The 24,586-nt window shown below is 61.5% G+C and carries 19 protein-coding genes; 5 read left to right on the plus strand and 14 right to left on the minus strand.

Features of this window, described 5'->3' with window-relative positions:
- Positions 1–3: 3 nt before the first annotated feature.
- From RAE19_RS04785 to RAE19_RS04845, 13 genes are all read right to left on the minus strand, one after another.
- Positions 4–531, minus strand: a complete 528-nt coding sequence (locus RAE19_RS04785) for a deoxycytidylate deaminase (RefSeq protein ID WP_313873838.1) — start codon at positions 529–531, stop codon at positions 4–6.
- A 71-nt stretch (positions 532–602) separates the two neighbouring features.
- A complete protein-coding gene (locus RAE19_RS04790) occupies positions 603–1,808 on the minus strand; it encodes an MFS transporter (RefSeq protein WP_313873839.1) in 1,206 nt (401 codons plus the stop codon).
- A 54-nt stretch (positions 1,809–1,862) separates the two neighbouring features.
- The gene (locus RAE19_RS04795) at positions 1,863–2,147 is read right to left on the minus strand and encodes a hypothetical protein (protein WP_313873840.1); all 285 of its coding nucleotides are present in this window, start codon (positions 2,145–2,147) and stop codon (positions 1,863–1,865) included.
- The gene (gene guaD, locus RAE19_RS04800; RefSeq protein WP_313873841.1) at positions 2,131–3,480 is read right to left on the minus strand and encodes a guanine deaminase; all 1,350 of its coding nucleotides are present in this window, start codon (positions 3,478–3,480) and stop codon (positions 2,131–2,133) included. Before guaD ends, RAE19_RS04795 begins: the two co-directional genes overlap by 17 nt.
- 10 nt (positions 3,481–3,490) lie before the next feature.
- On the minus strand, positions 3,491–3,898 hold the full coding sequence (locus RAE19_RS04805) for a 6-carboxytetrahydropterin synthase (protein ID WP_313873842.1): 408 nt from the start codon (positions 3,896–3,898) through the stop codon (positions 3,491–3,493).
- Complete coding sequence (gene queE, locus RAE19_RS04810) at positions 3,895–4,530, minus strand: 7-carboxy-7-deazaguanine synthase (RefSeq protein WP_313873843.1); 636 nt, start codon at positions 4,528–4,530, stop codon at positions 3,895–3,897. The genes RAE19_RS04805 and queE overlap by 4 nt, the downstream gene beginning before the upstream one ends.
- 288 nt (positions 4,531–4,818) lie before the next feature.
- Positions 4,819–5,868, minus strand: coding sequence for an adenosine deaminase (locus RAE19_RS04815; protein WP_313873844.1), 1,050 nt, complete (start codon positions 5,866–5,868; stop codon positions 4,819–4,821).
- On the minus strand, positions 5,868–6,848 hold the full coding sequence (locus RAE19_RS04820) for an aromatic ring-hydroxylating dioxygenase subunit alpha (protein WP_313876179.1): 981 nt from the start codon (positions 6,846–6,848) through the stop codon (positions 5,868–5,870). The genes RAE19_RS04815 and RAE19_RS04820 overlap by 1 nt, the downstream gene beginning before the upstream one ends.
- Before the next feature lie 89 nt (positions 6,849–6,937).
- Complete coding sequence (locus RAE19_RS04825) at positions 6,938–8,095, minus strand: BMP family ABC transporter substrate-binding protein (protein WP_313873845.1); 1,158 nt, start codon at positions 8,093–8,095, stop codon at positions 6,938–6,940.
- 48 nt (positions 8,096–8,143) lie between these two features.
- Complete coding sequence (locus tag RAE19_RS04830; protein ID WP_313873846.1) at positions 8,144–9,064, minus strand: ABC transporter permease; 921 nt, start codon at positions 9,062–9,064, stop codon at positions 8,144–8,146.
- A complete protein-coding gene (locus RAE19_RS04835; RefSeq protein ID WP_313873847.1) occupies positions 9,064–10,149 on the minus strand; it encodes an ABC transporter permease in 1,086 nt (361 codons plus the stop codon). The genes RAE19_RS04830 and RAE19_RS04835 overlap by 1 nt, the downstream gene beginning before the upstream one ends.
- Positions 10,142–11,692, minus strand: a complete 1,551-nt coding sequence (locus RAE19_RS04840; RefSeq protein WP_313873848.1) for an ABC transporter ATP-binding protein — start codon at positions 11,690–11,692, stop codon at positions 10,142–10,144. Before RAE19_RS04840 ends, RAE19_RS04835 begins: the two co-directional genes overlap by 8 nt.
- A 36-nt stretch (positions 11,693–11,728) precedes the next feature.
- Positions 11,729–12,661: a LysR family transcriptional regulator gene (locus RAE19_RS04845; protein WP_313873849.1), complete on the minus strand. Its 933-nt coding sequence runs from the start codon at positions 12,659–12,661 to the stop codon at positions 11,729–11,731.
- Positions 12,662–12,745: 84 nt separating this feature from the next.
- Between RAE19_RS04845 and RAE19_RS04850 the strand changes: the two genes are divergently transcribed.
- Together RAE19_RS04850 and xdhB are read left to right on the plus strand one after the other, a co-directional pair.
- Positions 12,746–14,356 carry a xanthine dehydrogenase small subunit gene (locus RAE19_RS04850; RefSeq protein WP_313873850.1) on the plus strand — a complete coding sequence of 537 codons (1,611 nt, stop codon included), beginning with the start codon at positions 12,746–12,748 and terminating at the stop codon, positions 14,354–14,356.
- Positions 14,353–16,758 carry a xanthine dehydrogenase molybdopterin binding subunit gene (xdhB, locus tag RAE19_RS04855; RefSeq protein WP_313873851.1) on the plus strand — a complete coding sequence of 802 codons (2,406 nt, stop codon included), beginning with the start codon at positions 14,353–14,355 and terminating at the stop codon, positions 16,756–16,758. Before RAE19_RS04850 ends, xdhB begins: the two co-directional genes overlap by 4 nt.
- Here the strand turns inward: xdhB and RAE19_RS04860 are convergent.
- A complete protein-coding gene (locus RAE19_RS04860; protein ID WP_313873852.1) occupies positions 16,755–17,408 on the minus strand; it encodes a Crp/Fnr family transcriptional regulator in 654 nt (217 codons plus the stop codon). The genes xdhB and RAE19_RS04860 overlap by 4 nt on opposite strands.
- Before the next feature lie 254 nt (positions 17,409–17,662).
- Here RAE19_RS04860 and RAE19_RS04865 point away from each other — a divergent pair, with 254 nt between their 5' ends.
- Genes RAE19_RS04865 through RAE19_RS04875 form a run of 3 tightly spaced genes read left to right on the plus strand, consistent with a single transcriptional unit; the run spans position 17,663 to position 24,574 of the window.
- Positions 17,663–20,416, plus strand: a complete 2,754-nt coding sequence (locus RAE19_RS04865) for a bifunctional glycoside hydrolase 114/ polysaccharide deacetylase family protein (protein WP_313873853.1) — start codon at positions 17,663–17,665, stop codon at positions 20,414–20,416.
- On the plus strand, positions 20,379–21,263 hold the full coding sequence (locus RAE19_RS04870) for a hypothetical protein (RefSeq protein WP_313873854.1): 885 nt from the start codon (positions 20,379–20,381) through the stop codon (positions 21,261–21,263). The genes RAE19_RS04865 and RAE19_RS04870 overlap by 38 nt, the downstream gene beginning before the upstream one ends.
- Positions 21,260–24,574: a tetratricopeptide repeat protein gene (locus RAE19_RS04875; RefSeq protein WP_313873855.1), complete on the plus strand. Its 3,315-nt coding sequence runs from the start codon at positions 21,260–21,262 to the stop codon at positions 24,572–24,574. The genes RAE19_RS04870 and RAE19_RS04875 overlap by 4 nt, the downstream gene beginning before the upstream one ends.
- The last annotated feature ends 12 nt before the right edge of the window (positions 24,575–24,586 follow it).

Below are 24,586 nucleotides of genomic sequence, written 5' to 3' on the forward strand. Positions count from 1 at the left end.
TGTTCAGCGGGAAGAGGTGGTGGTTTCAATAAATTGCGCCAGTTGGGCCGACCAATCGGCCGACTCCGGCTGCAAGGTTTGCAAAGACTCGATTTCCACACCCGCATCGCCGAGCATTTTTTCGGAAGCCGCGTTCACCCGCTCTTGGTGCGCTTTCTTTTCAAGGTACACCACGCGCTTGATACCGACCTGGATGATGGACTGAACACAGCGCGGGCACGGGTATTGGGTAGCGTAGATGGTGGAGCCATGCAACGGCAAGGAAGTGCAATTCAGGATCGCATTCTGCTCGGCGTGCACGATGTAGCTGTGGCGCGAGTTCAGTGGGTCGTTGTCGTCGTCCTGCCAGTAATGCTCGTCGTGGTCGTCGCAGCCACGCGGCAACCCGTTGTAGCCCACGCCGGAAATCTTGTTGTCCGGGCCGACGATGCACGCGCCATTGCGCTTGCGGGAATCTTTGGAACGGGCGGCGGCCAAGAGCGCCACACCCATGAACATGGAATGCCAGTGGATCAGAGAATCGTTTTTCATAGCATGCAGTGGTTTGGTCCAGTCTAGCACCGCATGGTTTGAAATCGCTTCGGGGAGGTTAGCGTGGCCGCTCAGGCCGGACGCAGGCCGCAAATGCCGCGCCGTTCCAGCATGACAGACGCCGTAAACACCAACAGGCCAACGAACGACAGCGCCGCGCCCACATAGCCGGTAGCGGCATAGCCGTAGCCCAAGGTGATCACCAAGCCACCCAACCATGCGCCCAAGGCGTTGGCAATGTTGAAGGCGGAATGCATCGAGGCAGCGGCCAGGGTCTGCCCGTCTGCGGCAACATCCATCAACCGGGTCTGGATAGCCGGGCCGGCAGCAAAAGTGCAGCCAATCAAAAAGGTACACAAGCACAGCATCCAAGGGGACGCTGCGGTCACGCTGAACAGCGTCATCACCACAATATTGAAGATCAGCATGCCGCCGATGGTGCCCATCAAGGCGATATCTGCCAGTTTGGACCCCACGACATTGCCCATATTCATGCCAACACCAAACAGAGCCATGATGACTGGCACCATCCCAGCGGGCATGTTCGCGAGCTCGGTGGCAGTGCCCGCAATGTAAGAAAAGATCGAGAACATGCCGCCAAAACCGGTCGCGGCCAGGGTGAGCGTCAGCAACACTTGCGGGTGGGTGAAGGCCACCAGCTCGCGCATGACGGTAGCACCCTCGCTAGGCTTGTCGCGTGGCAGGTAGAGCCAAATAAGCGTGACCGTGATTGCCCCGATCACCCCCACCGACAGAAACAGCACCCGCCAGTTCAACGACTGCCCGAAATAGGCCATGACCGGTGTCCCCAGCAAAGTCGCGACCGTGAGGCCCATCATCACGTAGCCGACCGCCTGGGCCCGCATCTGCACCGGCACCAGCGATGCCGCCACCAAGGCAGAAACGCCGAAATAGGCACCGTGTGGCAGACCCGTCAAAAACCGCAGCACCGTAAAGCTCAAGAAATCAGGCGCCAGCGCACTGGCGAGGTTTCCCACGGTAAACACGGACATCAAGATCAGCAATAACGAACGGCGGGACGCCTTGGCCCCGGCAATCGCAATCAGCGGCGCACCTACCACGACACCCATGGCATAGGCGCTGATGACGTAACCCGCCTGCGGCGTGGTGACCTGAAACGTGGCAGCCACATCCGGCAGCAGGCCCATGATGGCGAACTCGCCGGTGCCAATACCGAAGCCCCCGCACGCCAGTGCGAGGATGACCAAAACCACCTGAAACCGTGTCAACGGGGTAGCATCTTCTTTTGAATGCATGAATTCCTTGGGGGGTGGTACAGTGCACCTCGACATGAAACCGCGAGTGCTGCGTCAATTGGGGCAGACGCGCTCTCCAGTTGCTTTTCTGACGAAGCACAAGTCTTCGTCCGGATTGCGGCGCTCGCTTTCCGGACGCTGCTTTTTCGAGGCCTCTTGGGCCTGTTGCTGTTGAACTGCGGCTTGCACTTGTTTGTCGCGGCGCTCGCATTCCGCCCGCGCATCAGGTGTGGGGTATTTGTTGCACAGCTCTTGGGCTCGCGCAAGAAAGCCCCCGGTACTGCAACCGGCGAGCAAGCTTGCAGCCATCAACAAAACTCCGCTAGCGCGCCGAGCCATCACTCAACTCCTGGGAGATCACCGTTTTCTCGACCAGACGGTCGTCGCCCAACACGATCAGGCTAAAGAGCAGCTCGTCGAGGTTGGAAGCCAACGCCGTTTTGCGGGCCAGCAGCGGTGTGGCTTGGGGGTTGAGGACCACAAAGTCGGCCTCGCAACCGGGCAGCAGGTTGCCTACCGATGGCCCACCGTTTGCTCCGTCCAGCCCCAAAGCGCCTGCGGCACCGGCAGTGTGCTGCCACCACAGGTGTTGGGGGGAGAGCGAGAGGCCGGGCTTGGTCTGGCCTTCGCGGCCCACGTAGTAGGCCGCGAGCATGGTTTGGAAGGGGCTGAACGACGTGCCGCCTCCCACATCGCTGGCCAGGCCGTATTGGTAACCCACGCGGTCAGCGCCTTCGTAATCGAAGAAGCCGCTGCCCAAGAACAGGTTGCTGGTCGGGCTAATGGCCGCGGCTGCACCGGTGTCGCGCATCAAGGCGCGGTCGTCGTCATCGAAGTGGATGCAGTGGGCGTAGATGGCGCGTTCGCGCATCAAGCCGAAATCGTCGTAGGTGGCGAGGTAGGAGCGGGACGCCGGGAACAGCTCACGCGCCCACGTAATTTCGTCTTTGTTCTCAGCCACATGGCTTTGGATCCATACATCGCCGTATTGCTTGGCCAACTCGCCCGCGCCGCGCAACTGGGCATCGGTACTGGTGGGCGCAAAGCGTGGAGTGATGGCGTAGCCGAGGCGGTCCACGCCATGCCAGCGCTGAATCAGTGACTCGGTGTCGCGCAGGCTTTGCTCGGTGCCGCTCACGTTGCCCTGCCCCTGGTTCACCAAGTAGTCCGGGGCATGGCGGTCCATCAGCACCAGCCCGGTGATCAGGCGCATGTGTCGTGCTTGAGCCTCGGTGAACAAAGCGTTCACCGACTCGGGGTGCGAAGTAGCAAAGGTGAGCGCCGTAGTGACGCCGTTGCGCAGCAGCTCCGCTACAAAAAACGTAGCTGCTTGCGCACTGTGGTCTTGGGCTGAGAAGCGATTTTCTTCTGGAAAGGTGTAGTTCTCCAGCCAAGGCAGCAAGCCACTGGCGGGCGACCCGATGACGTCGATCTGCGGGTAGTGAATGTGCAGGTCAATAAACCCCGGTGCAATGATGCGCCCGGGAAAATGCTGCACCGGCACTTGCGGATACTGCCTTGATACGTTGCTGTACGCACCGATGGCCTGCACCACTTGCCGCCCCTGCGCATCAGGACCGACGACCAGCAGGCCGTCCTGCTCAAACAGGGCGCGGGCCACGCCCTCGCTGCGGGTGGCAAACCAGAGAAGAGAGGCGCGGTAAGCGTTCATGGTGCTGTGTTTAGTGGGCGCGCAACGTGCAGCTGTCACCGATGCCGTCACGCCAGACCCGCACTTGCGACAAGCCCGGAAATTCAGCCGCCATGGCGCGCCAGATGAATGCGGCCAAATTCTCCAGCGTGGCTGGGCCAAGGCCTTCGACTTCGTCCAACAAATGGTGGTCCAGCTGGGGGCGCAGCACCTGAATGGCGTTACGCAAGTGGCCCAGATCCACCACCATGCCGGTGTCGGCATCGGCGCTGCCGGTCACCGTCACTTCGGAGTGGTAGGTGTGGCCGTGGATGCGGCGGCTACCGGCGATCTCTTCGGCGTCATCCACCGTGCGCTTCAAGGTATGGGCGGCATCGAAGAAAAACTTCTGGCTGACCTCGCAGCTGCGGGGGAGCGGGATGGCGGGTGCTTGGGTCATCGGATGCCTGTGATCTTGTGGGTTTGCAACGAGAGGCGCCAGGCCGGACGCTGCATACACTGGGTGATGCAGGTCTCAGTGTTGGCCGCGCGCTGCGGGTTGTCCATGGGCTGCAGGTAGCGGTGGGTGAAGCTGGCCGCTTCGCACTCCTCCAGGGTGATGCCAGCCTGCGGCCACACCAGTTTGAGTTCGTGGCCCTGGCGCTGGATCCACTGCGAGCCGGCTTTGGGGCTCACGCAAATCCAGTCGATGCCTTCGGGCGCGAGCACCGTGCCGTTGGTTTCCACCGCGATCTGGAAGCCTAACGCGTGCAGCGCGTTGATCAGCGCGGTGTCGACTTGCAGGAGGGGCTCCCCGCCGGTCATCACCACAAAGCGATGCGCTGTATCGCCAGCCGGCCACTGTGCTGCAATGCGCTCGGCCAGCGCCTGCGCGGTGCTGAACTTGCCACCCAGCGTGCCGTCGGTACCCACAAAGTCGGTATCGCAAAACTTGCAGACGGCGGTCGCGCGGTCTTGCTCCCGGCCAGACCACAGGTTGCAGCCCGCAAAACGGCAAAACACGGCGGGGCGCCCTGCGTGTGAGCCTTCGCCCTGCAGGGTGTAGAAAATTTCTTTGACTTGGTATGCCATGGCCGTTACGCAACCACAGCGAAAGAAAGAGAGAAACAACAAGCGGCCACAGGTGTGGCAGCGAGGTTTTTGTACATGGTAGTCCTCTACATGGCTCCGGAACACAAAAGACAAGGCCCGCCGGAGCAGCGGGCCTTGGGGTGGATTTTACCGTGCGGCTCTGCCAACGGTATACAGCGCCACAGATACTATCTATTTGATAGCTGCTCGCACAGATTCTGCGTGGGCTAGAGGCCTATTTAGCACTCAAATGGTGCCCGGGAGCAGGCGAGAGCGCTTGGCCGGTGTTCAGCGAAACGTTTCAAACATCTCATCCAAGCGCTGCGCATACTTCTGGCGCAGAGATGCATCGATGAAGCTGGCATCAAAGCTATTGCGCGCCAGTGCATACGCGTGCTGGGCGCTCAGGCCCAACGCGGCAAAGGTCTGGGTGAAGTTTTCGTTCAGGTAGCCGCCGAAGTACGCCGGGTCGTCGGAATTGACGGTGGCCATGATGCCTGCGTCCAGCATGGTGCCGATGTTGTGCTGTGCCAGTGTGGGGAACACGCGCAGCTTCAGGTTGGACAGCGGGCACACGGTGAGCGGCATCTTGTCGGCCGCCAGACGCTGCATCAGGGCCGCGTCGTGGATCGCTTGCACACCGTGGTCGATGCGCTCGACTTTCAGCACATCCAGCGCGCTCCAGATGTAGGCGGGGGGCGCCTCTTCACCTGCGTGCGCCACCAAGCGAAAGCCCAACTCGCGGGCGCGGGCATAGACCTTGGCAAACTTTTCGGGTGGGTGCCCTACTTCGCTGGATGCCAAGCCGATACCGACAATCTTGTCGCGCAAGGGCAGCGCCTGCTCCAGGCATTCAAAGGCTTCTTCTTCGCTCAGATGCCGCAGGAAGCACAAAATGAGCGAGGCGGTCATGCCGAACTTGGCAGGCGCATCCGCACACGCGCGGTACAGGCCGTTGATCACCGTCTCGGCGCTCAGGCCGTGGCCGGTGTGCGTTTGGGTGTCGAAGAAGATTTCTGTGTGCAGCACGTTGTCGGCCTGGGCTTTGGCCAGATACGCGCAGGTCATGTCATAGAAGTCCTGCTCGGTCTTCAGCACCATGGTGCCCTCGTGGTAGATGTCCAGAAACTCTTGCAGGTTGTTGAACACATAGGCGTCGCGAAGCGCCTGTTCACTGGGGAAGCGCAGGGGCACGCTGTTGCGCTTGGCCAGTGCAAACATAAGCTCCGGCTCCAGCGAGCCTTCGATGTGCATGTGCAACTCCGCCTTGGGCATGGCGCGCAAGAGGGCGGGCATGCGGTCAGCAGATACGCTCTTGACGGCAGGAAAATTGGTCATCAGCAGACTCCAAAAGTAATACGTTCTTGTTTGAGAAACCGGCGGTATGCCGATGAGGCTTTGTCGGCCACGGTGTGCACTTCGGCGCGCACATCCAGGGGCAGGCATTGGGGGGTTTGCGATTCCAGCACCGGTTTGTCTTGCATGAAGATGGTGTGCTGGAAGTCTTGGAGCTTGGCATCGGGCGACTCAAAGTCGGCCATTGCCAACCTGAACCAGACCCTGCTACTGGTGGGTGTGAGGGGGCTGATAAACAAACCAATCGACTCCCTGAAGCCCTGCACCGCCACACTGGCGGCATCCGGTACTTTGATGAGGTTTGCCGTATAAGGGGCGACCACCTCATAGGTGTACTCGACCTGTGCAGGGGCGGTGGAGTGCACATTGCTTTGGGGCTGCCAGGCTTTGCATTGGGTGGCACGCAAACCCGTGGGGGTGGGCTCTACGGTGTAGTCGTCAATCGCGGTGGCTTCGCGCATGCCGAGCCAACCTTCGTGCACAAAACCGAAGTGCGCCATGTCCAGAAAATTTTCCACAATCCGCGGCGCGCTGGTGGCCACGTCGTAGGGGCCGCACAGCACTTTGCGCAAACCGCCATCGGACTCCGCCGCAAACGGCGGCACCGCGCGGGTCGGGTCCGCCTCCAACTGCACCCAGAGGAGCCCGTAGTGCTCTTCGATGCCAAACACGCGAGCGGCATGGCCGGCAGGCGGAACAAATTCGGGAAGCGCCGGCACCTTGACACAGGCGCCTTCCGCCGCAAATTGCCAGCCGTGATACGGGCACTCCAAGTGCCCCGCGCACACCCGCCCCAACGACAGCTTGGCACCGCGATGGGGGCATTGATCCGCCCAAGCGTGGGCGGTGCCTGCGTCATCGCGCCAGAGCACTACCGATTGACCGAGCAACTGCACGCCCAGAGGGGCTGCTTGCAAAGCGGTGCTTTGCGCAACCGGATGCCACATACGGGCTTCTATCAAAGATTCCATGCTTTCTCAGGTGCAACTACGTGGGAGCCATTAACAAAAAAGGGCCGCACAGGGCGGCCCTTTCACTTACCGGGTCACCATTATTTGGCGCCGGGAACCTTGCCTTCCACGCCCTTGACGTAGAAGTTCACGCCGGACAGGAACTTGTCGTCAGCGGTTTCGCCGTCTTTCAAGATTTCCTTGCCAGCGTTGTCCTTCAGAGGACCTTTCCAGATAGCAAAGCTACCGTCGGCCAAGCCCTTTTTGATCTCTTCGACCTTGGTTTTGGTTTCAGCTGGCACGTCTTCCGCCACGGAAACGATATCGATCGCGCCTTCTTTCACACCCCACCAGACACCGGTGTTACCAGTCCAGGTGCCTTCCAGGGCGTCTTTGGTGGCCTTGATGTAGTAAGGACCCCAGTTGATCACTGCAGATGCCAAGTGGGCCTTGGGGCCGTAGGCAGTCATGTCAGAGTCCCAGCCGAAAGCGCGCTTGCCCTTGGCTTCCGCGGTTTTCAAGACAGCGGCAGAGTCGGTGTTCTGGAACAGAACGTCGGCACCGCCGTTGATCAAGGATGTCGCAGCTTCAGTTTCTTTGGGTGGATCAAACCAGCCATTCACCCACACCACTTTGGTCTTGATCTTGGGGTTGCTGCTTTGAGCGCCCAAGGTAAAGCTGTTGATGTTGCGGATCACTTCAGGAATTGGGATCGAGGCCACCACACCCAAGGTGTTGGTCTTGGTCATTTTGCCGGCGATCACACCCGCCATGTACGCGCCTTCGTAGGTGCGGCTGTCGTAGGTGCGCATGTTGTCGGCTTGCTTGTAGCCGGTAGCGTGCTCGAACTTCACGTCCTTGAATTCGGGCGCGACTTTGAGCATGGGCTCCATGTAGCCGAAGGTAGTGCCGAAAATCAGCTTGTTGCCGCTGCTGGCCATTTCGCGGATCACGCGTTCAGCGTCCGCAGACTCAGGCACGTTTTCCACGAAAGAAGTGACGATCTTGTCGCCGAACTCGGCTTCGAGCGCCTTGCGGGCATTGTCGTGTGCGAATGTCCAACCGCCGTCGCCCACAGGGCCGACGTAGGCGAACGCAATTTTCAAAGGCTCTGGCTTAGGCGCAGGTGCGGAGGCAACTGGAGCCGGTGCCGGCGCAGGAGCCGGCTCTTCCTTCTTGCCGCAGCCAACCAAGGCAGCGCCAGCAACGGCGGTAAGGGCCGCTACCTTGAGCAAGGAGCGTTTTTGCAAATCTGTCATGTCACTTCCTTATAAAAAAACGAGAGATCCAACCAAAACTTTCGTGCGTCAGGAACCCGGATAAAACGGCTTGCCAATAGAGGCGGGCATGTTAATCCGTATCCAACGCGGATTGCGCGAAATAAGAGCCAAGACCACGATGGTCGCAAGATACGGCAACATGGTCAAGAACTGGCTGGGCACTTCGACGCCGATACCCTGCAAATGGAACTGCAACATGGTCACGCCGCCGAACAAATAGGCTCCAAGCAACACCCGTGCCGGGCGCCAGGTGGCAAAAGTGGTCAAGGCCAACGCGATCCAGCCTTTGCCGGCCACCATGCCCTCGACCCACAAGGGGGTGTAGATCACAGATATATACGCACCCGCCAAACCGCACAGTGCGCCGCCGCACACCACGGCGCCTAAGCGAATGGCGCGCACCGGGTAGCCGAGTGCATGCGCAGACTCAGGGCTCTCACCCACGCTGCGCAAAATCAAACCGGCACGGGTGCGGTACAAAAACCAGATCAACCCCAGTGCAAACAATACCGTCAGGTACACCATCGGGTGGTGTTTGAACAAGGCGGGGCCCACAAAGGGGATGTCCGAGAGGCCGGGAATCGCGAAGCTGGGCCGATCGGGCATTTTTTCCTGAACATACGAGATCCCTGCAAACGCAGAGAACCCCGCGCCGAAGAGGCTCAGGGCCAAGCCAGTGGCGTATTGGTTGGTATTGAGCCAGATCACTAGCACACCAAAGATGGCCGCCATGACCGCACCGGCGGCAATACCGGCCATGAAGCCGGCCACATCGCTGCCGGTGTGCACCACCGCCGCAAAGCCGGCAATAGCGGCGCACAGCATCATGCCCTCGGCTCCCAGGTTCACGATGCCGGCTTTTTCATTGATCAACAGGCCGAGCGAAGCGATGGCCAGCACGGTGCCGGCATTCAGAGTTGCTGCGATCAGCAGTGCATACGCATCCATTATTTTTTACCTCCTGCAGCGGAGACCCATTTAAGGCGGTAATTCACCAACGTATCGCAAGCCAAGAGGCTGAACAACAGCAAGCCCTGGAACACACCTGTCAGCGACTTGGGCAGCCCCAAACGGGACTGGGCGAGCTCACCACCGATATAAAACATGCTCATCAGCAGCGCCGAAAACACCATCCCCACCGGATGCAAACGCCCCACATAGGCCACGATGATGGCCGCAAAGCCGTAACCGGCCGGCACATAGGGGGTGAGCTGGCCGATGGGGCCTGCCACTTCCAGTGCGCCAGCCAAGCCCGCCATGCCGCCGGATACCAGCAAGGCGGTCCACAGCGCTTTGCGTGATGAGAAACCGGCATATCGGGCAGCGGCAGGCGCCAACCCGCCGACCTGCTGGGCAAACCCGGCACGTGTGCGGAACAGAAAAATCCAAATACCCGCCACGGCCACCACCGCAAACACCACGCCGATCGTCATGCGGGAGCCCTGAAACAGCCGTGGAATACGGGTGGCCGCCTCAAAGGTTTTGGTTTGCGGGAAGTTGTAGCCCAAAGGATCTTTCCAGGGGCCGTAGACCAGATAGCCCAGTACCTGCACCGCCACGTACACCAGCATCAAGCTGACCAAGATCTCATTGGCGTTGAATTTGTCGCGCAAGAAGGCGGTGAGCCCGGCCCAGGCCATGCCCCCGGCAATGCCCGCTATCACCACGGGCACCACAATCCAGCCCCCAGTTGTTTTTTCGGCCAGCAAGGCCACACCACTGGCCGCCACAGCACCAATGATGTACTGCCCCTCGGCTCCGATATTCCACACATTCGAGCGGAAGCAGACCGCCAGCCCCAGCGCAATCAGCAGCAATGGGGTCGCCTTGACCACCAGCTCACCTAGGGCGTAACCGCTCTTGATGGGCTCCCAGAAAAACACCAACAGACCCCGCACCGGGTCTTTGCCCAGTGCCATGAACAGCACGATACCGATGAGCACCGTCACCAGCAGCGCCAGCACCGGGGAACCGTAGCCCCAAGCTTTGGACGGCTGGGGGCGGGCTTCGAGTTTCAATCCGGCTTTAGCCATGGGCCACCTCCACAGCAGCGGCTGCGCCGGAGCCTTCCCACAATCCACTCATCCATTCCCCAATCTTTTCCACCGTGGCCTCCGCCACCGGCACCGATGGCGACAGCCGACCATGTGCAATCACGTGCAGGCGGTCGCTCACCTCAAACAATTCGTCGAGCTCTTCGCTCACCACCAGCACCGCGCAGCCGGCATCCCGCAGGGCCAGAATCTCGCCGCGGATCTGGGCCGCAGCCCCCACGTCCACCCCCCAGGTGGGCTGGGACACGATGAACAGCTTGGGTGCCGCGTCGATCTCGCGGCCCACAATGAACTTCTGCAAATTACCGCCAGAGAGCGAGCGCGCAGCCGCTGTCGGGCCATTGGCCTTGACGTTGAAGGCCTTGATGATGCGCGCGGCATGGTCTTCCAACTGGCGCACCCGGATCCAGCCGCCGGCGAACTTGGGCGCAGAAATGGACTCGGTGCGGGTCAGCAACATGTTCTGGGCCAGACTCAGGGTGGGTACCGCGCCGCGCCCCAAACGTTCCTCAGGCACAAAGTGCAGGCCCAGCTTGCGCCGGCCGCCGGGGTGCAAAGACGACACATCGGCCTTGCCCATGGTGACGCTTCCCTTGGGCGCGCGCACGTCTTCACCCGACAGGGCGTAAAGCAGCTCTTTCTGGCCATTGCCGGATACACCCGCAATGCCCACCACCTCACCCGCATGGACCGTGAGCGAAATGCCATTCAGGTCCACGCCGAACTGGTCTTCGCGGGCGAGGCTCAGGTTTTTAACGGTGAGTACCGGCGAGCCGGCTTGCTGCGGGCGATGCTCCAGCTGTGGCGGTTCTGCGCCGATCATCAGGCGGGACAAGGATGCGTTGGACTCTTCTGCCGGGTTGCACACACCGGTGACCTTACCGCCGCGCAGCACGGTGCAGGCGTTGCACAACTCACGGATCTCGTGCAATTTGTGCGAGATATACAAAATACTGCAGCCCTCTGAGGCCAACTTTTTGAGCACCACAAACAGCTTCTCCACCGCTTGCGGGGTCAGCACCGAGGTGGGCTCGTCCAGAATCAGCAACTGCGGGTTGGTCAGCAAGGCCCGAATGATTTCCACCCGCTGCATCTCACCCACGCTCAGGGTGTGCACCGGGCGGCTGGGGTCGATGTCTAGGCCGTATTCGGCCGCCTTGGCGGTGATGCTGGCCGTCACCTGCTCCAGGCTTTGCGCCTTGTCCAGGCCCAACCACACGTTTTCCGCCACGGTGATGGTGTCAAACAGATTGAAGTGCTGGAACACCATGCTGATGCCCAGAGCCCGCGCTTCTTTGGGGTTGCGAATATTGACAGGCTTGCCGTTGAACAGCACCTGGCCGGCATCGGGCTTGATGGAGCCGTAAATGATCTTCATCAAGGTGGACTTACCGGCACCGTTTTCGCCCAGCACGGCATGGGTCTGGCCGGGCAGCACGGTGAGCGACACCTCGCTATTGGCGATCACGCCCGGGTAGGCTTTGGTGATGCCTGTCAATTGCAGCCGAGGGACGACAGGCATGGGAGGAGAAGATTCCATACGAACGGGTTGTATTAATTATTCTTTGCGAAGCTCGGCCGCCACCGACTTGATGCGCTCGCGCAGCCACTTATTGGACGCACTCGTGTGCGTGCGGGCGTGCCAGAGCTGGTAGTACATCATGCGGGGGAACTGCACAGGGCAAGGCATTATTGTCACCGGTAGGGTGTCCACAAAACGTTCACAGTACTGGCGGCCGGTAGTTAACACGAGCAAGGTTGATGCCACCATGCCCGGAATCAGGCTGAAATGGGGGCAACGGGCCACAATGTGCCGCTGCAAACCGAGGCCGCTCAGGTGCTCGTCAATCACCCCCTTGGCACCCGGGTGGGTGGCGCCGGGCGCAATGTGCTCGGCCTCCAACCACTGGGTCTGATCCCAGCCACGGCGCACGGCGGGGTGCTTGTTGGACACCAGGCACACCACTTCGTCCCCGAAAAGGCGGCCCAGATGGAGGTCGTCCGGCGGTTGGGGCCAGTTGCCGATGACCACATCAATATCACCCTGCGCCAGCTGGGTGCGGTAGTCAGAGGCACCGCTCAGCGGGTGGATTTCTATTTCTGCAAAAGGCGCCTGCTCCTTGATTTGTGCGACCAAGCGCGGGAGAAACAGGGGGTCCAAATAATCGCTGGCGGCCAGCCGGAAGGTATTACGAGCGGCATCGGGCTCGAACCCTCGCGCATCCGAGAACAACATCTCGGCGGCACGCAAAATACTGGCACTGGGCTCGAGCATGCGCAGCGCCGTCTCGGTGGGCACCATGCCGGAGCCGGAACGCACCAACAAGGGGTCGCCGGCAAAGTCTCGCAGCCGCTTGAGCGATGCGCTGACCGCCGGCTGGTGCATGCCCAGACGGATGGCGGCTTTCGAAACGCTGCGCTCGGTTAACACAGTATGAAGGACCCTGATCAAATGAAGGTCTATCTTGTCGAAAAGGGATTGGTCTCTCATACACAGCGTTCAATTGGACCCATATGCTAATGCGTATGGAAACGGAACAACACCCGGATTACCCTCCCGCACGAGGAAACACGCATGACCACCACCCCATTGAAGTTTGTACGCCGCGGCGAAATCGTCACGCTGGATGGCGTTCCCCCCACCCGCACCCTGCTCGAGGTGCTGCGCGAAGACCTGCACTGCACCGGTACCAAAGAGGGCTGTAACGAAGGGGACTGCGGTGCCTGCACCGTCGTCGTGGGCGAATCCGTCAACGGCGAACTGCAGACCAAGGCGGTCAACAGCTGCATCAAAATGGCCCACAGCCTGAACGGCAAGGCCCTGTGGACGGTAGAAGACATTGCCACTGACGATGGCCGCTTGCACCCCGCCCAAGAGGCCATGGTGCAGTGCCACGGCTCGCAATGCGGCTTTTGCACCCCCGGCTTTGTGATGAGCCTGTTTGACCTGTACCGCCAACACGCTCATGCCGGCGCCCCCATTACGCGGGACGACGCGTTGCACGCCCTGAGCGGCAATTTGTGCCGCTGCACCGGCTACCGCCCGATTCTGGATGCCGCCCAAACCATGTTGGGCCAGCCGGCCGTAGATATGCAGGAGGCGGAAACGCTATCAAAATTGGAGCAGCTTGCGCAAGAAGGACGAGGTCTAGATACCGATTCTTCTTATATTTTGCCCACCACCCTACCCGCCTTCCTGGCAGCGCGGGCGCAGTACCCGCAAGCGCAAATCGTCGCCGGCTGCACCGACGTGGGCCTGTGGGTCACCAAAATGCACAAGGATTTCTCCCGCGTGCTGGATGTGACCCAAGTGGCCGAACTGCGGCGCGTGGAGCAGTACCCGCACCATATCGCCATAGGCGCCGCCGTCACCCTGACTGATGCGTTTGCCGCCCTGGTGGCGGACCGGCCGCAGTTGGCCACCTTTGCCAGCCGCTTTGCCGGCCTGCCGGTGCGCAATGCGGGAACGCTGGGCGGCAACGTGGCCAATGGCTCGCCGATTGGCGACTCCATGCCGCTGCTGATTGCGCTGGGCGCCAGCGTGGTGCTGATGGCTTGGCGCGGCAAAGGCATCAAGGCCAAAGCGGTGCACCGCGAACTGCGCCTAGAAGACCTCTACACAGGCTACCGCCAGAACGTCATGGCGCCGGACGAAGTGCTGGCGTGGATCAAAGTGCCCAAGGCAGGAGAGACCACGACCACGACCACGACCACGACCACGAGCACGAGCACGAGCGCCGCGCCGGGCCGCCCCAAGCAAGCGGGCGCCCCCTCGGGGGGCAGCGCAGCACACGCAGTGGCAAGCGTGGGGGCCGAATTTCTTCGTGTTTACAAAATTTCCAAACGCTTTGAAGACGACATTTCTGCCGTCTGCCTCGCGCTGAACCTGCATATCGAAGGCGGCATAGTCACCCACGCCAGCATCGGGGTGGGTGGTGTGGCGGCCACGCCTGTGCGTGCGCTCAAGACACAAGCTGCTTTGCTGGGCAAACCCTGGAACCTCGCGACCGTGAAAGCTGCGCAGGCCACTTTGCGAGGCGAGTTCAGCCCGATTTCGGACATGCGCGCCAGCAGCGCCTACCGGGTGGAGGTGCTGGGCAACCTGCTACAGCGCTACTGGCTGGAAAGCCAGGGCCTCACGGCCATCAATCTAGAGAGCTATGTGCAGACAGGAGAAGCTGCATGAGCGCCACACCCTTCAACCCGTCTTTGACTCCCACCCTCTCCCCCGAGGTGGCCGCCGCCGTGCCCAGCCCCCGCGGCCCGGCTGCCGGCGTCAACCAGTTTCATGAGAGCGCCGTGGCCCAGGTGGCCGGCGCGGTGCACTACATCGACGACCTGCCTGAGGTGCGCGGCACCCTGTATGCCGCGCCCATCCTTTCCACCCATGCGCACGGCAAGCTGCTGGGCGTGGACAGCACGGCAGCGCGCGCCATGCCCGGCGTGGTGGACGTGGTGCTGGCGGAGGACATTCCGGGCGACCCCATGCTGGCCGCCTTTGCCGGCGACGAGCCGGTGTTTGCCCTGGACACCGTGCAGTTCGTGGGCCAGGTGGTGGGCGTGGTGCTTGCCAAAACGGTGATGCAGGCCCGCCATGCCGCCCGCAAAGTGCAACTCAAGATCGAGCCCTTGCCGGCCATCCTGTCGGTGCAAGAGTCCATCCGCGCCCAAAGCTTTGTGCTGCCACCGGTCCACGTTCGGCGCGGTGATGCGGATGCGGCCTTGAAGAGCGCGCCCCACACCCTGCACGGCACCCTGGAGGTGGGCGGGCAGGAGCACTTTTACCTGGAAGGTCAGATTGCCTATGTGCTGCCGCAGGAGCAGAACCAGTGGGTGGTCTACAGCAGCACCCAGCACCCCGGCGAAGTGCAGCACTGGGTGAGCCACGCATTGGGAATCGACAACCACGCCGTCAAGGTGGAATGCAGGCGCATGGGCGGCGGCTTCGGCGGCAAGGAAACGCAGGCCGGCCATCTGGCCGTGTGGGCGGCCATTGCGGCGGCCAAAAACCGCTGCGCCGTGAAGCTGCGGCTGGACCGGGACGACGACTTCATGGTCACCGGCAAGCGCCACCCCTTTGCGTATGAATACAGCGTGGGCTTTGATGATACCGGCCGCCTGACCGCCCTCAAACTGCAAATGGCCGTCAACTGCGGCTTCAGCGCCGACCTGTCAGGCCCGGTGGCAGACCGCGCCATCTTCCACACCGACAACGCCTACTACCTGCAGGATGTGGATATCACCTCCTACCGCTGCAAAACCAACACCCAAAGCCACACCGCCTTCCGCGGCTTCGGTGGTCCGCAGGGCGTGGTGCTGATTGAGGCGGTGATGGGCGACATCGCCCGTGCGCTCAAGCTGGACCCGCTGGACGTGCGCATGCGCAACCTGTACAGCGATGAGGCCATCCCCGGCACTGACATCGCCAATCCCATCCGGCGCGACACCACCCACTACCAGATGAAGGTGGAAGACAACATCCTCCAGCCCCTGCTATCAAAATTGGAGCTGTCTGCGCAGTACCGACGGCGGGTAGAGGCCATTTCGGCATGCAACCAGACCAGCCCCGTACTCAAACGCGGCATCGCCATCACGCCGGTCAAGTTCGGCATCAGTTTCACTGCCACGCTGTTTAACCAGGCCGGTGCGCTGGTGCATGTGTACACCGACGGCAGCGTGCAGGTCAACCATGGCGGCGCCGAGATGGGCCAGGGCCTGAACACCAAGGTCGCCCAGATCGTGGCGGACGAACTGGGCATTCCCTTCACCCGCGTGCTCAGCACCGCCAGCGACACCAGCAAAGTGCCTAATGCTTCTGCCACTGCGGCCAGTGCGGGTACCGACCTGAACGGCCGCGCGGCCCAGTTTGCCGCCCGCAATGTGCGCGACAACCTAGCCGCCTTTGTGGCTGGGCTTGATGGCTGCGGCGCAGGTGCCGTGCGCTTCAAGCATGGTGAAGTGTTCTCGCCCACCACCACCCGCAGCTTCGACGACGTGGTGAAAATGGCCTATGCCAACCGCATCCAGCTCTGGAGCGACGGCTTTTACCGCACGCCCAAGATCCACTACGACAAGACGACGCTGACCGGCCGGCCCTTCTACTATTTCGCTTATGGTGCAGCGTGCACCGAAGTGGTGATCGACACCCTCACCGGCGAGAGCAAGGTGCTCAAAGTGGACATCCTCCACGACGTGGGCCGCAGCATCAACCCCGCTATCGACGTGGGGCAAATTGAGGGCGCCTTTGTGCAGGGCATGGGCTGGCTCACCACGGAGCAACTGGTCTGGAACGACAAGGGCTACCTCAGTACCCACGCCCCCAGCACCTACAAGATCCCCACCGCAGCGGATGTGCCGGAACACTTCAAGGTGGACCTCTGGCACGAACCCAACCGTGAAGACAACGTGTTCGGCAGCAAGGCGGTGGGCGAGCCGCCTTTCATGCTGGGCATCAGTGTGTTTGAAGCCTTGCGCGATGCGGTAGCCCAGGCCAAAGGCCCGGGTGCCACCGTGCAACTCACGGCGCCTGCTACCGCGGAAAACGTGTTGAAGGCGCTCAAGGACTGCGCGCCTAAAGGGTGGCACTAAACCCCGGCAAGCGTTCGCAAACCGCTGGGATCCACCAGATTCACCGTGCGGCCTGAGCCGCTGATGAGGCTGCGTTCCCGCAGGTGGCGCAGCACGCGGGAGAGCGTCTCGGGTGCAATGCCCAGCTGGGCCGCGATCAGGCGTTTGCGCTGTTGCAGCTGCACGGCGCAACCACCCTTGTCATTCGATTCCGCATGTTGCAGCAGCCATTCGGCGCAACGCGCCTCGGCGCCTTTGGCCAGGCGACTCACCGCCAGTTCGGTTTGTTCGCGGTGCGCCTGGGCCAAGCCGGTCAGCATGGTAGTGCTGAGTTGGCGGTTGGCGGCCAAGGCCGCTTGGAATTCAGCCATCGGCATCTTGCGCAACACCACCTCCGTCTGGGCGACTACGTCCACGACGGCGGGCAGCGATAGCACCGCAGCTGTCGGATTGAGCCAACAGGGGCCCTGCATCTGACCGAGCTGATGCTCCAGCAGCTCGTCGCGGCTACCCGGCTCACCGCTGATTCCCGTGAGCACCAGACCGCTTTCCAGATACCAAGCCGCCACCGTCGGGTCACCGCGACTTAACAGGACGGTGCCCGCCGCACAGCGTTCAAGGCGTGCACTGGCCAGAAACGAAGGGGGTTGAGTAGTTGAGGGTGACAGCATGGCACCACTATGCCCGCCGACGCCGGGCTGCGCTTTGAGACAGATCAAGGGTTTGGCGCACGCTGCCGCGCAAAAAACCGCAACTTTGTGAAAAACCGCACTCTGCGACCCTAAAAAACCTGGAAACAGTCTGTAACGACACGTAAGATTGCGCGCGTCACACATCTAGGGGTTTACGCCTACAAATTCGCTCAAGCGGTCTGTGCGTTACCCCAGCCTGATGGCCTACGTTTTCGATAAGGCCACACTAAAAAATGAAAAAGCTCTTCTTCCGCTTGCTGGCTGCTTTCGCCTGTGCGGCTCAAGCCAGCGCTGCAAGTCCTTCCGTGGCTCTTTATTACGGTGCCTCGCCACCGTGGGAACTCCTGCGCGCGTTTGACCGGGTGGTGGTAGATCCCGGCCATGTGCCGGAGCCTCGCTCCATAAAAAATGGTCCGCCCGAATTGGCAGCTTATGTGGCGGTGGGCGAAGTACAGCCCAGCCGACCCTATGCAGCCGCCATTCCTGCGGCCTGGATCAAAGGTAAAAACAAAGACTGGGGCAGCCAGCTGATTGACCAAGCCCAGCCCGGGTGGCCTGTTTTCTTTGCAGAACGCGTGATCCAGCCTTTGTGGACCGCCGGCTACCGGAGTTTCTTTTTCGATACGCTGGACTCCTACCACCTGTTTTCCAAAACGCCCGAAAGCCGATCGGCACAAGAAGCGGGCATGGTTGAACTGGTGCGCGAGGTCAAACGACGGTATCCCCAAGCCAAGCTGATTTTCAACCGCGGCTTTGAAATCCTCGGCAAGACCCATTCACTCGTGGACATGGTGGCGGCAGAGTCCCTGTTCCAAGGGTTTGATGCCGGAAAAAGCCGTTTCCGACCGGTGCCCGGGGCAGACCGCGAATGGTTACTGGGGCAACTCTCAACCGTCAAAAACACCTACGGTTTGCCGGTCCTCGCGATTGACTACGTGCCGGCCCACGACAGGGCATTGGCCCGCACCACCGCGGAGCAGATCCGCGAGCTCGGCTTTACCCCTTGGGTGACTACGCCCGACCTCACCAGCATAGGGGTTGGCAGCGTCGAGGCCATGCCGCGCAAGGTACTGGTCGTACACAGCACACCGGTCAATGAGGCTTCGTTGCGCTACCTCGATCCCGTGCGCATGCTGTCGCTGCCACTGAACTATCTGGGCTATGTGCCGGAGTTTGTCGACGCCAGCCAGCTACCCGATCACCCCTTGAAAGGGCGTTATGCGGGCATTGTGATTTGGCAAACGGTTCCGGCCACCACCGCGGAGCAGCAGCGCTTGTCAGGCTGGCTGCGTAAGCAAGTGCAAGACACGGTACCGGTGGCATGGCTCAACATGCCCGGCACCTTGCTCGATAGCAATTTGCGCAGTACCTTGGGCATCACCCTCACGCCCACCTCCGGTGCTATTGCCCCGATCACCGTGGTGCAACAAAGCGGGATCATGGGGTTTGAGCGAGCGCCAACGCCTGCGCTTGACAGCTTTGCGGGGATGACCGTCGAGGGCGCACGGCCTCTGCTGGTGCTGATGCAGGCCGATCGCACCCAGCATGCAGCGGCCATCACCCCATGGGGTGGGTTTGTGAGCTCGCCGTTTGTGACCTCGGTTCTGCCCGGCGAACTAGGCAGCCGCTGGGTGGTGAACCCGTTTGACTTCTTGAGCCAGGCGCTGCGCCTGCCAAAGATGCCCATCCCGGACACCACCACCGAATCCGGCAAACGCATGCTCATGATCCACATGGACGGCGATGGCTTTATCAGCCGCTCCGAGACGCCCGGCAACCCCATCGCCGGTGAAATGGTCCGTGACCGTGTGGTGCGCAAATACGCGCTGCCGATGACCATCTCGGTCATCGAAGCTGAAATTGCACCGGATGGCCTGTACCCCGGTCTCTCGCCGCTTGCCGAAAAAGTGGCCAAAGAAATCTTTGCAGCGCCCCATGTGGCCATCGCATCCCACAGCTACTCCCACCCCTTCTTCTGGTACAGGGCCAGCGCGGGTGAAGGCTCGGACAGCTACAACCTGCGCATCCCCGGTTACCGCTTCGATGTGAAACGCGAGGTCGATGGGTCCATCGCCTACATTGAGCGCCGCTTGGCTCCGCGCGGAAAAAAGGTGGAAGTATTCCTCTGGACCGGCGACTGCATCCCGACCAGCGAAGCACTGCGCGCGGTAGCGGCCGCGGGCATTGTCAACATGAATGGCGGCGACACCGTGGCCACACGCTCGAACCCGAGCCTCACTTACGTTGAGGGTCTGGGCCTGCAGCGGGCCGGTGGCTTTCAGGTTTTTGCACCCAACCAGAACGAAAACGTTTACACCAACAACTGGCTGGGTCCGTATTACGAGTTTGAGCGGGTGATTGAAACCTTCCAACTCACAGAGTCCCCGCGCAGACTCAAGCCCATCAACATTTACTTTCACACTTATCTGGCGACCAAGCGTGCCGGTGTGCAAACCCTGGACAAAATTTTCCAGTACGCGCTGAGCCAGCCCGTCACGCCGGTGCACATTGCCGACTATGCGCGCAAGGTGATGGATTTTCAGGACTTGTCGATCGCCAGAACCCCTCAAGGATGGCAAATCCGGGGTGCGAGTGCACTGCGCAGCCTCAGGCTCCCTGCCGCGGTGCCACTGCCGGACCTCGAATCCAGCCGGGGAATTGCTGGCTACACCGCGGATAGTGGCGACCGGTATGTCCACTTGCATACAGATTCGGTGTCCTGGGTAGCGTCGCCCGGCGCACTAACCAGCAGGCCGCTGTTGGTGTCTGCCAATGCCCGGGTGACCGACGTGCAACACGCCTCCACTGGCGTGCGCTGGAGTTTGAGCGGCCATGTGCCCCTGCAATTCACCCTGAAGAATGTTCAGGACTGCGATGTGCGCCTGGGCAACCGCAAATTAACGCCGCTCCGCCAGGAGGGCTCCTTCTCTCACTTTGAACTCATTGAACATGTTGCCCCATCGCTCGAAGCGCTATGCAGGAATTGATGGAGAGATTCCACGCCTGAAGCTGGCGACGGGTTGGCAACTGCTACTCATCGGCTTCATGGTGGTGACTCTTCTGGCTGTCGTGTTTCCGCGCAAGGAACTGGTAGCCAAGCTCTACGAGCAAGAAACGCTCGATGAGCTCACGCTGTCCTACATCCAAAACCTGTACCGGGCCAGTGCCGGCAACCTCGATGTTGCCTTGCTGCTCGCACGCGTGCAGCAACAGAAACTGGACCTGCCGACCCTGAGACTGATGCTGCTCTCAGCCGCAGCAGAGGGCGATCTGCGTCAACGCACCGCTGCCCGCACGATTTTGCTGAGCGCTTATGACCGCCGCTTGCAAAAAAGCACCAACGCCGAGCAACTGGCTGAACTCCGCCAAGGACTGCCCGCGTTTCTGGATCCGGCGCTCACAGACCCGATGACTGAAAGCATGGCCCAGCAGTTTGCAGATCTGGCCTTCACGCTCGACAACCCAGATGCGGGTCTTCAGTTCATCGCAAAAAACCAAAAATCCAGTGGCCCGGATGCCTTGGAGCGTTATGCCGTGCGCGGCTTGGCACGTGGCAACTATGAGCAAGCGGCAAGGTATTACTTCATGGCACAGCAGCACACAGAGCCTTACACCGACAAGCGGCGGCTGTTCATGGCCGGGGTTGACACCCTGATGGCAGGCGGCTTGTACGCCCGCGCCATGAGCGCTGCGAACACACACCTGGGCGCACTGGCGCAAGACAGGGTCACGCTGCGCTACCTGGCACGTGTTGCCCTGGCGGCGGGTTATCCGAACGAGGCCAACGCCTATGCCAGAGCCCTGATTTTCCAGCCGCAAGGAGCGCAACCTTGAGCCTGCGCCATGCCTGGATCCTTGCGCTTTACCCTGCTTGGGGCGCTGCTTGGGCCCAAGAAAACCCGACACCGGGCCAGGATTACCAATCACTGCAAATCGCCAGTAGCACTGAGCTCAAAGGTTTGCAAAGCCTCTACGAGCAGCACCGGAACTTGCCCTTTCTCCGCTTGGAGAAGCGCGGAAATCAATTCACCCTGCGGGCAGGCTTTTGGCGTAGCACCGAAGAGGCGCGGCGCGCACTCTCGGGCCGCGCCATCCCGGGTGCCCAGCTTCGCATCGCGGTGCTGCGCCCCGAGTTGCTGCTGCAGACCAACTGGACCTCGAATGCCCCGCTCGCGCAAGATGCGCGCCCCCAGGCCGCAGAGCCCCTGCAGCCTAGACCCGAGGCACCCGCGCCCCCTTCGTCCCCATCTCCCTCGCCTCCTGTCCAGCCTGCCCAGTCGGCTCCTGTCAGGGCGCCAGAGATCATCACACCCAAGGCCAATAGACCTGACGACGGCAAAGCGACGGGCCTGACCCTGCGCAACCTGAACCTCGAAGACATAGCCCTGTCTTATGGCGTGCTGCTCAGCACCGGGGACTTGCAACCGGCCCTGCAGATTGCCCGTGCAGCGGTACAAATGGCTCCCGCGAACCGGGAATGGCGACTCCGCTTGGCGAAAGTTGCGGAGTGGACCCAACAGCCGCTGATTGCCGCGCAGCAGTGGGCATACATCTTTCAACAAGGCGCCCGGGACGCAGAGACTCTGGCCAATGTGACCCGACTCGCCTGGCAGATGGAAGACCTCCAAGTCCCCTTAAGCGCATGGCAAACGCTGGCCAAACGCCGCCCGCTCAGCGCTGCGGAAATGGTGGAAGTGCTGAAGCTCTTTGAAGAGTCCGCACAGCCTGCAGAAGGCTCCCTGTTCTTTGAAGCCCAGTACCTGCAGCGGGGTGATCTGCAACTGCTGGAATACGCCGCGCGCCTTGCAGGCAACTACGGAAATGACGCACGCACGCTGCAGCTACAAATTTTGCGCAGCCAGGCAAACCCCTTTTCGCTGGGCGCGGTGCTCGATGTGGTGATGGTCTACGTCCGCAGCAACCGGCTGCCGGAAGCCCTTGCATTTATGCAGAGCCACGAAGCGCGTGTGCCCGCCGAGGCCTCGGAGTTCTGGCGTCTGCTGGGTGAAGTGGCTTGGGACCTGCAGCGCGTGGACATTGCACGCGGGGCCTATGCCAACTACGTCAAAAGTGAGTCAGCTACCAGTGACGATTGGGGCCGCCTCGTGGCATTGGCCGGCGTCCAACAAACAGACCAGGCCGCGAACCTTGCGCTGGAAGGGTACCGCCGCTTTGGTACCTTTGCCCTGCTGACACAAGCGCTGGAGATGTTTGCCAACCAGGCCCAATGGACCCGCATGGGCGAGGCGCTAGCGCTATTGCAAGGGGCGGCACTCACTGATGCCGAGTCGTCGAGCCAGTTTTTGCTGCTGCGCGCCCGGTATGCGCAAGGCCTCAAACAAGGGGATAACGCGTGGGCCGATCTGCGCCGGGCCATGGTGATGGAGCCGGTGTCCAAAATCGTGGGTCTCAGCAGCTTGTGGTTTTTGATAGACCAGCAACGCACCGCGGAGCTAGCCGTGGCCCTCAAGCACTACCAGAGTCATGGCGGGGATGCGGACTATTGGCCTGCCTTTGCTGCAGGCCACCAGGTGCTTAACCAACAACGGCAGGCACTCAGCTGGTACCAACGTATCGTGGCCAAGGCGCCGCAGGATGCCTTCACCCTCCTGAACTATGCCGATGCGCTGGAACGCAACCAACAAGCAGGCATGGCCGCACGAGTGCGCCGCCATGCTTGGCTGATCTTGCGGGCACAGCTTCCAGCAGACACAGCGCGCACAGAGGCCGATACGTCCAGCGCCGAATGGCGCACGCTCTTGAGACTTTCGCTCTTGAACCGGCCTGGTGATCCTGCACTGCAACAAGCCCGCGACTGGGCCCGCAGCCTCAAGGCACTGCCCGCCGACGCTTCCGCCCCGGAGACGACCGAACTGATCTTGGCCTGGGCCATCAGCACGGAACAATTTGTCAATGCGCGGACGTGGATGGCCCGCCGCTTCCGTGAGCAAGCCCAAGCGCCCGTGTGGGGGCGGGCCCAAGTAGCCCTGCAAACCGGAGACACCCGGGACATGGACGACTTGCTGCAGACCCAACGCGAGACACTGCCGATCTACAACCGCTACGACATCGAACGCGCCATGGGTCTGCACGCAGAGGCGCTGACCACAGCATTCAATGGACTCACGCGCAGCCCGGATGACGAGGCCTTGTACGACCGTTGGCGCCAGCACGCGCCTGCCCAGGCAGCCTATCTGGAAAGCGCGCTGAAGAGTGAAAACGCAGGCAGCTTCAGCAACTTCTCGGTCGGGCAGCATGCCCAGTGGCCGGTGAAACAAGGGCTGGTCGCAACCCTGGGCTGGACCAGAGCCCGGCAAACCTCAGGCGATGCAGGACTGCAAACGCTGCTCACCGATACCGAGCAACTCAACAACCTGGGCCTCCAATGGGCCAGCCCCGGGCAAAACGGGGCGCTCACCCTGTTCCAGCGCCGGGAGCTGGGCACCATGAATGGGGCGCAACTGAGCCAGTCACTCCGTCTGCCATATGGGCTCCTGTGGAGCACCCGCCTGGACATCGGCAATGCCAGCCAAGCAAGCCCCACCATGCAAATTGCAGGCGCAGAAGACAGCCTGAGCACCACCCTCGGTGCCCAGCTGGACAAACGCCTCAACCTGCAAGCCACCCCGGCCGTAAAGCGCTATTACAGCCAACTCGGTGACGGTCTCGGACGTGGTCAGTCTCTCGACCTCGAGGCCGGATACCGCCTGCGGGTGGACTATCCGGACTGGCGGCTCCGCGTCAACTTGCGCAGACAAGTCTTTGACCGCGAAGACGGGCCGAGTGCCGGATCGCTGCAGCGCTACCCGGAAGCGTTTCAGCAAGCCGTGAGTGCAGGCACGCTCAGCACCGCCAACTATTTCTTGCCGGAAAGCAGCACCAGCTGGGGCCTGTGCCTCGGCATGGGCGAGAACTTGGGCGGGCAGAGCTTGCAAAACGGATTCAGCCGAGGCTGGCGCCCTTTTGTCGATGCCTGTTTGCGCCATGACTCCCAAGCCGGCGAGGGCTACTCCTCGCAAGTCGGTCTGGCGGGCTCGGTATTCGGGCGGGACTTGATGCGTATCGAACTCCAACACAGCGATGGCCTTGCCAGCAGCAACGGCCCGGGCAGAACCTTGACCTTGCGTTACCGCAATTACTTTTAACCACGAGCACCC

This window comes from Rhodoferax potami (genome assembly GCF_032193805.1).
GTDB lineage: Bacteria > Pseudomonadota > Gammaproteobacteria > Burkholderiales > Burkholderiaceae_C > Allorhodoferax > Allorhodoferax potami_A.

What these genes read in the sequence shown, in the direction of transcription:
- RAE19_RS04785 (WP_313873838.1), bottom strand. Translation starts at nt 531, where the DNA reads ATGAAAAACGATTCTCTGATCCACTGGCATTCCATGTTCATGGGTGTG.
- RAE19_RS04790 (WP_313873839.1), bottom strand. Translation starts at nt 1,808, where the DNA reads ATGCATTCAAAAGAAGATGCTACCCCGTTGACACGGTTTCAGGTGGTT.
- RAE19_RS04795 (WP_313873840.1), bottom strand. Translation starts at nt 2,147, where the DNA reads ATGGCTCGGCGCGCTAGCGGAGTTTTGTTGATGGCTGCAAGCTTGCTC.
- guaD (WP_313873841.1), bottom strand. Translation starts at nt 3,480, where the DNA reads ATGAACGCTTACCGCGCCTCTCTTCTCTGGTTTGCCACCCGCAGCGAG.
- RAE19_RS04805 (WP_313873842.1), bottom strand. Translation starts at nt 3,898, where the DNA reads ATGACCCAAGCACCCGCCATCCCGCTCCCCCGCAGCTGCGAGGTCAGC.
- queE (WP_313873843.1), bottom strand. Translation starts at nt 4,530, where the DNA reads ATGGCATACCAAGTCAAAGAAATTTTCTACACCCTGCAGGGCGAAGGC.
- RAE19_RS04815 (WP_313873844.1), bottom strand. Translation starts at nt 5,868, where the DNA reads ATGACCAATTTTCCTGCCGTCAAGAGCGTATCTGCTGACCGCATGCCC.
- RAE19_RS04825 (WP_313873845.1), bottom strand. Translation starts at nt 8,095, where the DNA reads ATGACAGATTTGCAAAAACGCTCCTTGCTCAAGGTAGCGGCCCTTACC.
- RAE19_RS04830 (WP_313873846.1), bottom strand. Translation starts at nt 9,064, where the DNA reads ATGGATGCGTATGCACTGCTGATCGCAGCAACTCTGAATGCCGGCACC.
- RAE19_RS04835 (WP_313873847.1), bottom strand. Translation starts at nt 10,149, where the DNA reads ATGGCTAAAGCCGGATTGAAACTCGAAGCCCGCCCCCAGCCGTCCAAA.
- RAE19_RS04840 (WP_313873848.1), bottom strand. Translation starts at nt 11,692, where the DNA reads ATGCCTGTCGTCCCTCGGCTGCAATTGACAGGCATCACCAAAGCCTAC.
- RAE19_RS04845 (WP_313873849.1), bottom strand. Translation starts at nt 12,661, where the DNA reads ATGAGAGACCAATCCCTTTTCGACAAGATAGACCTTCATTTGATCAGG.
- RAE19_RS04850 (WP_313873850.1), top strand. Translation starts at nt 12,746, where the DNA reads ATGACCACCACCCCATTGAAGTTTGTACGCCGCGGCGAAATCGTCACG.
- xdhB (WP_313873851.1), top strand. Translation starts at nt 14,353, where the DNA reads ATGAGCGCCACACCCTTCAACCCGTCTTTGACTCCCACCCTCTCCCCC.
- RAE19_RS04860 (WP_313873852.1), bottom strand. Translation starts at nt 17,408, where the DNA reads ATGCTGTCACCCTCAACTACTCAACCCCCTTCGTTTCTGGCCAGTGCA.
- RAE19_RS04865 (WP_313873853.1), top strand. Translation starts at nt 17,663, where the DNA reads ATGAAAAAGCTCTTCTTCCGCTTGCTGGCTGCTTTCGCCTGTGCGGCT.
- RAE19_RS04870 (WP_313873854.1), top strand. Translation starts at nt 20,379, where the DNA reads ATGTTGCCCCATCGCTCGAAGCGCTATGCAGGAATTGATGGAGAGATT.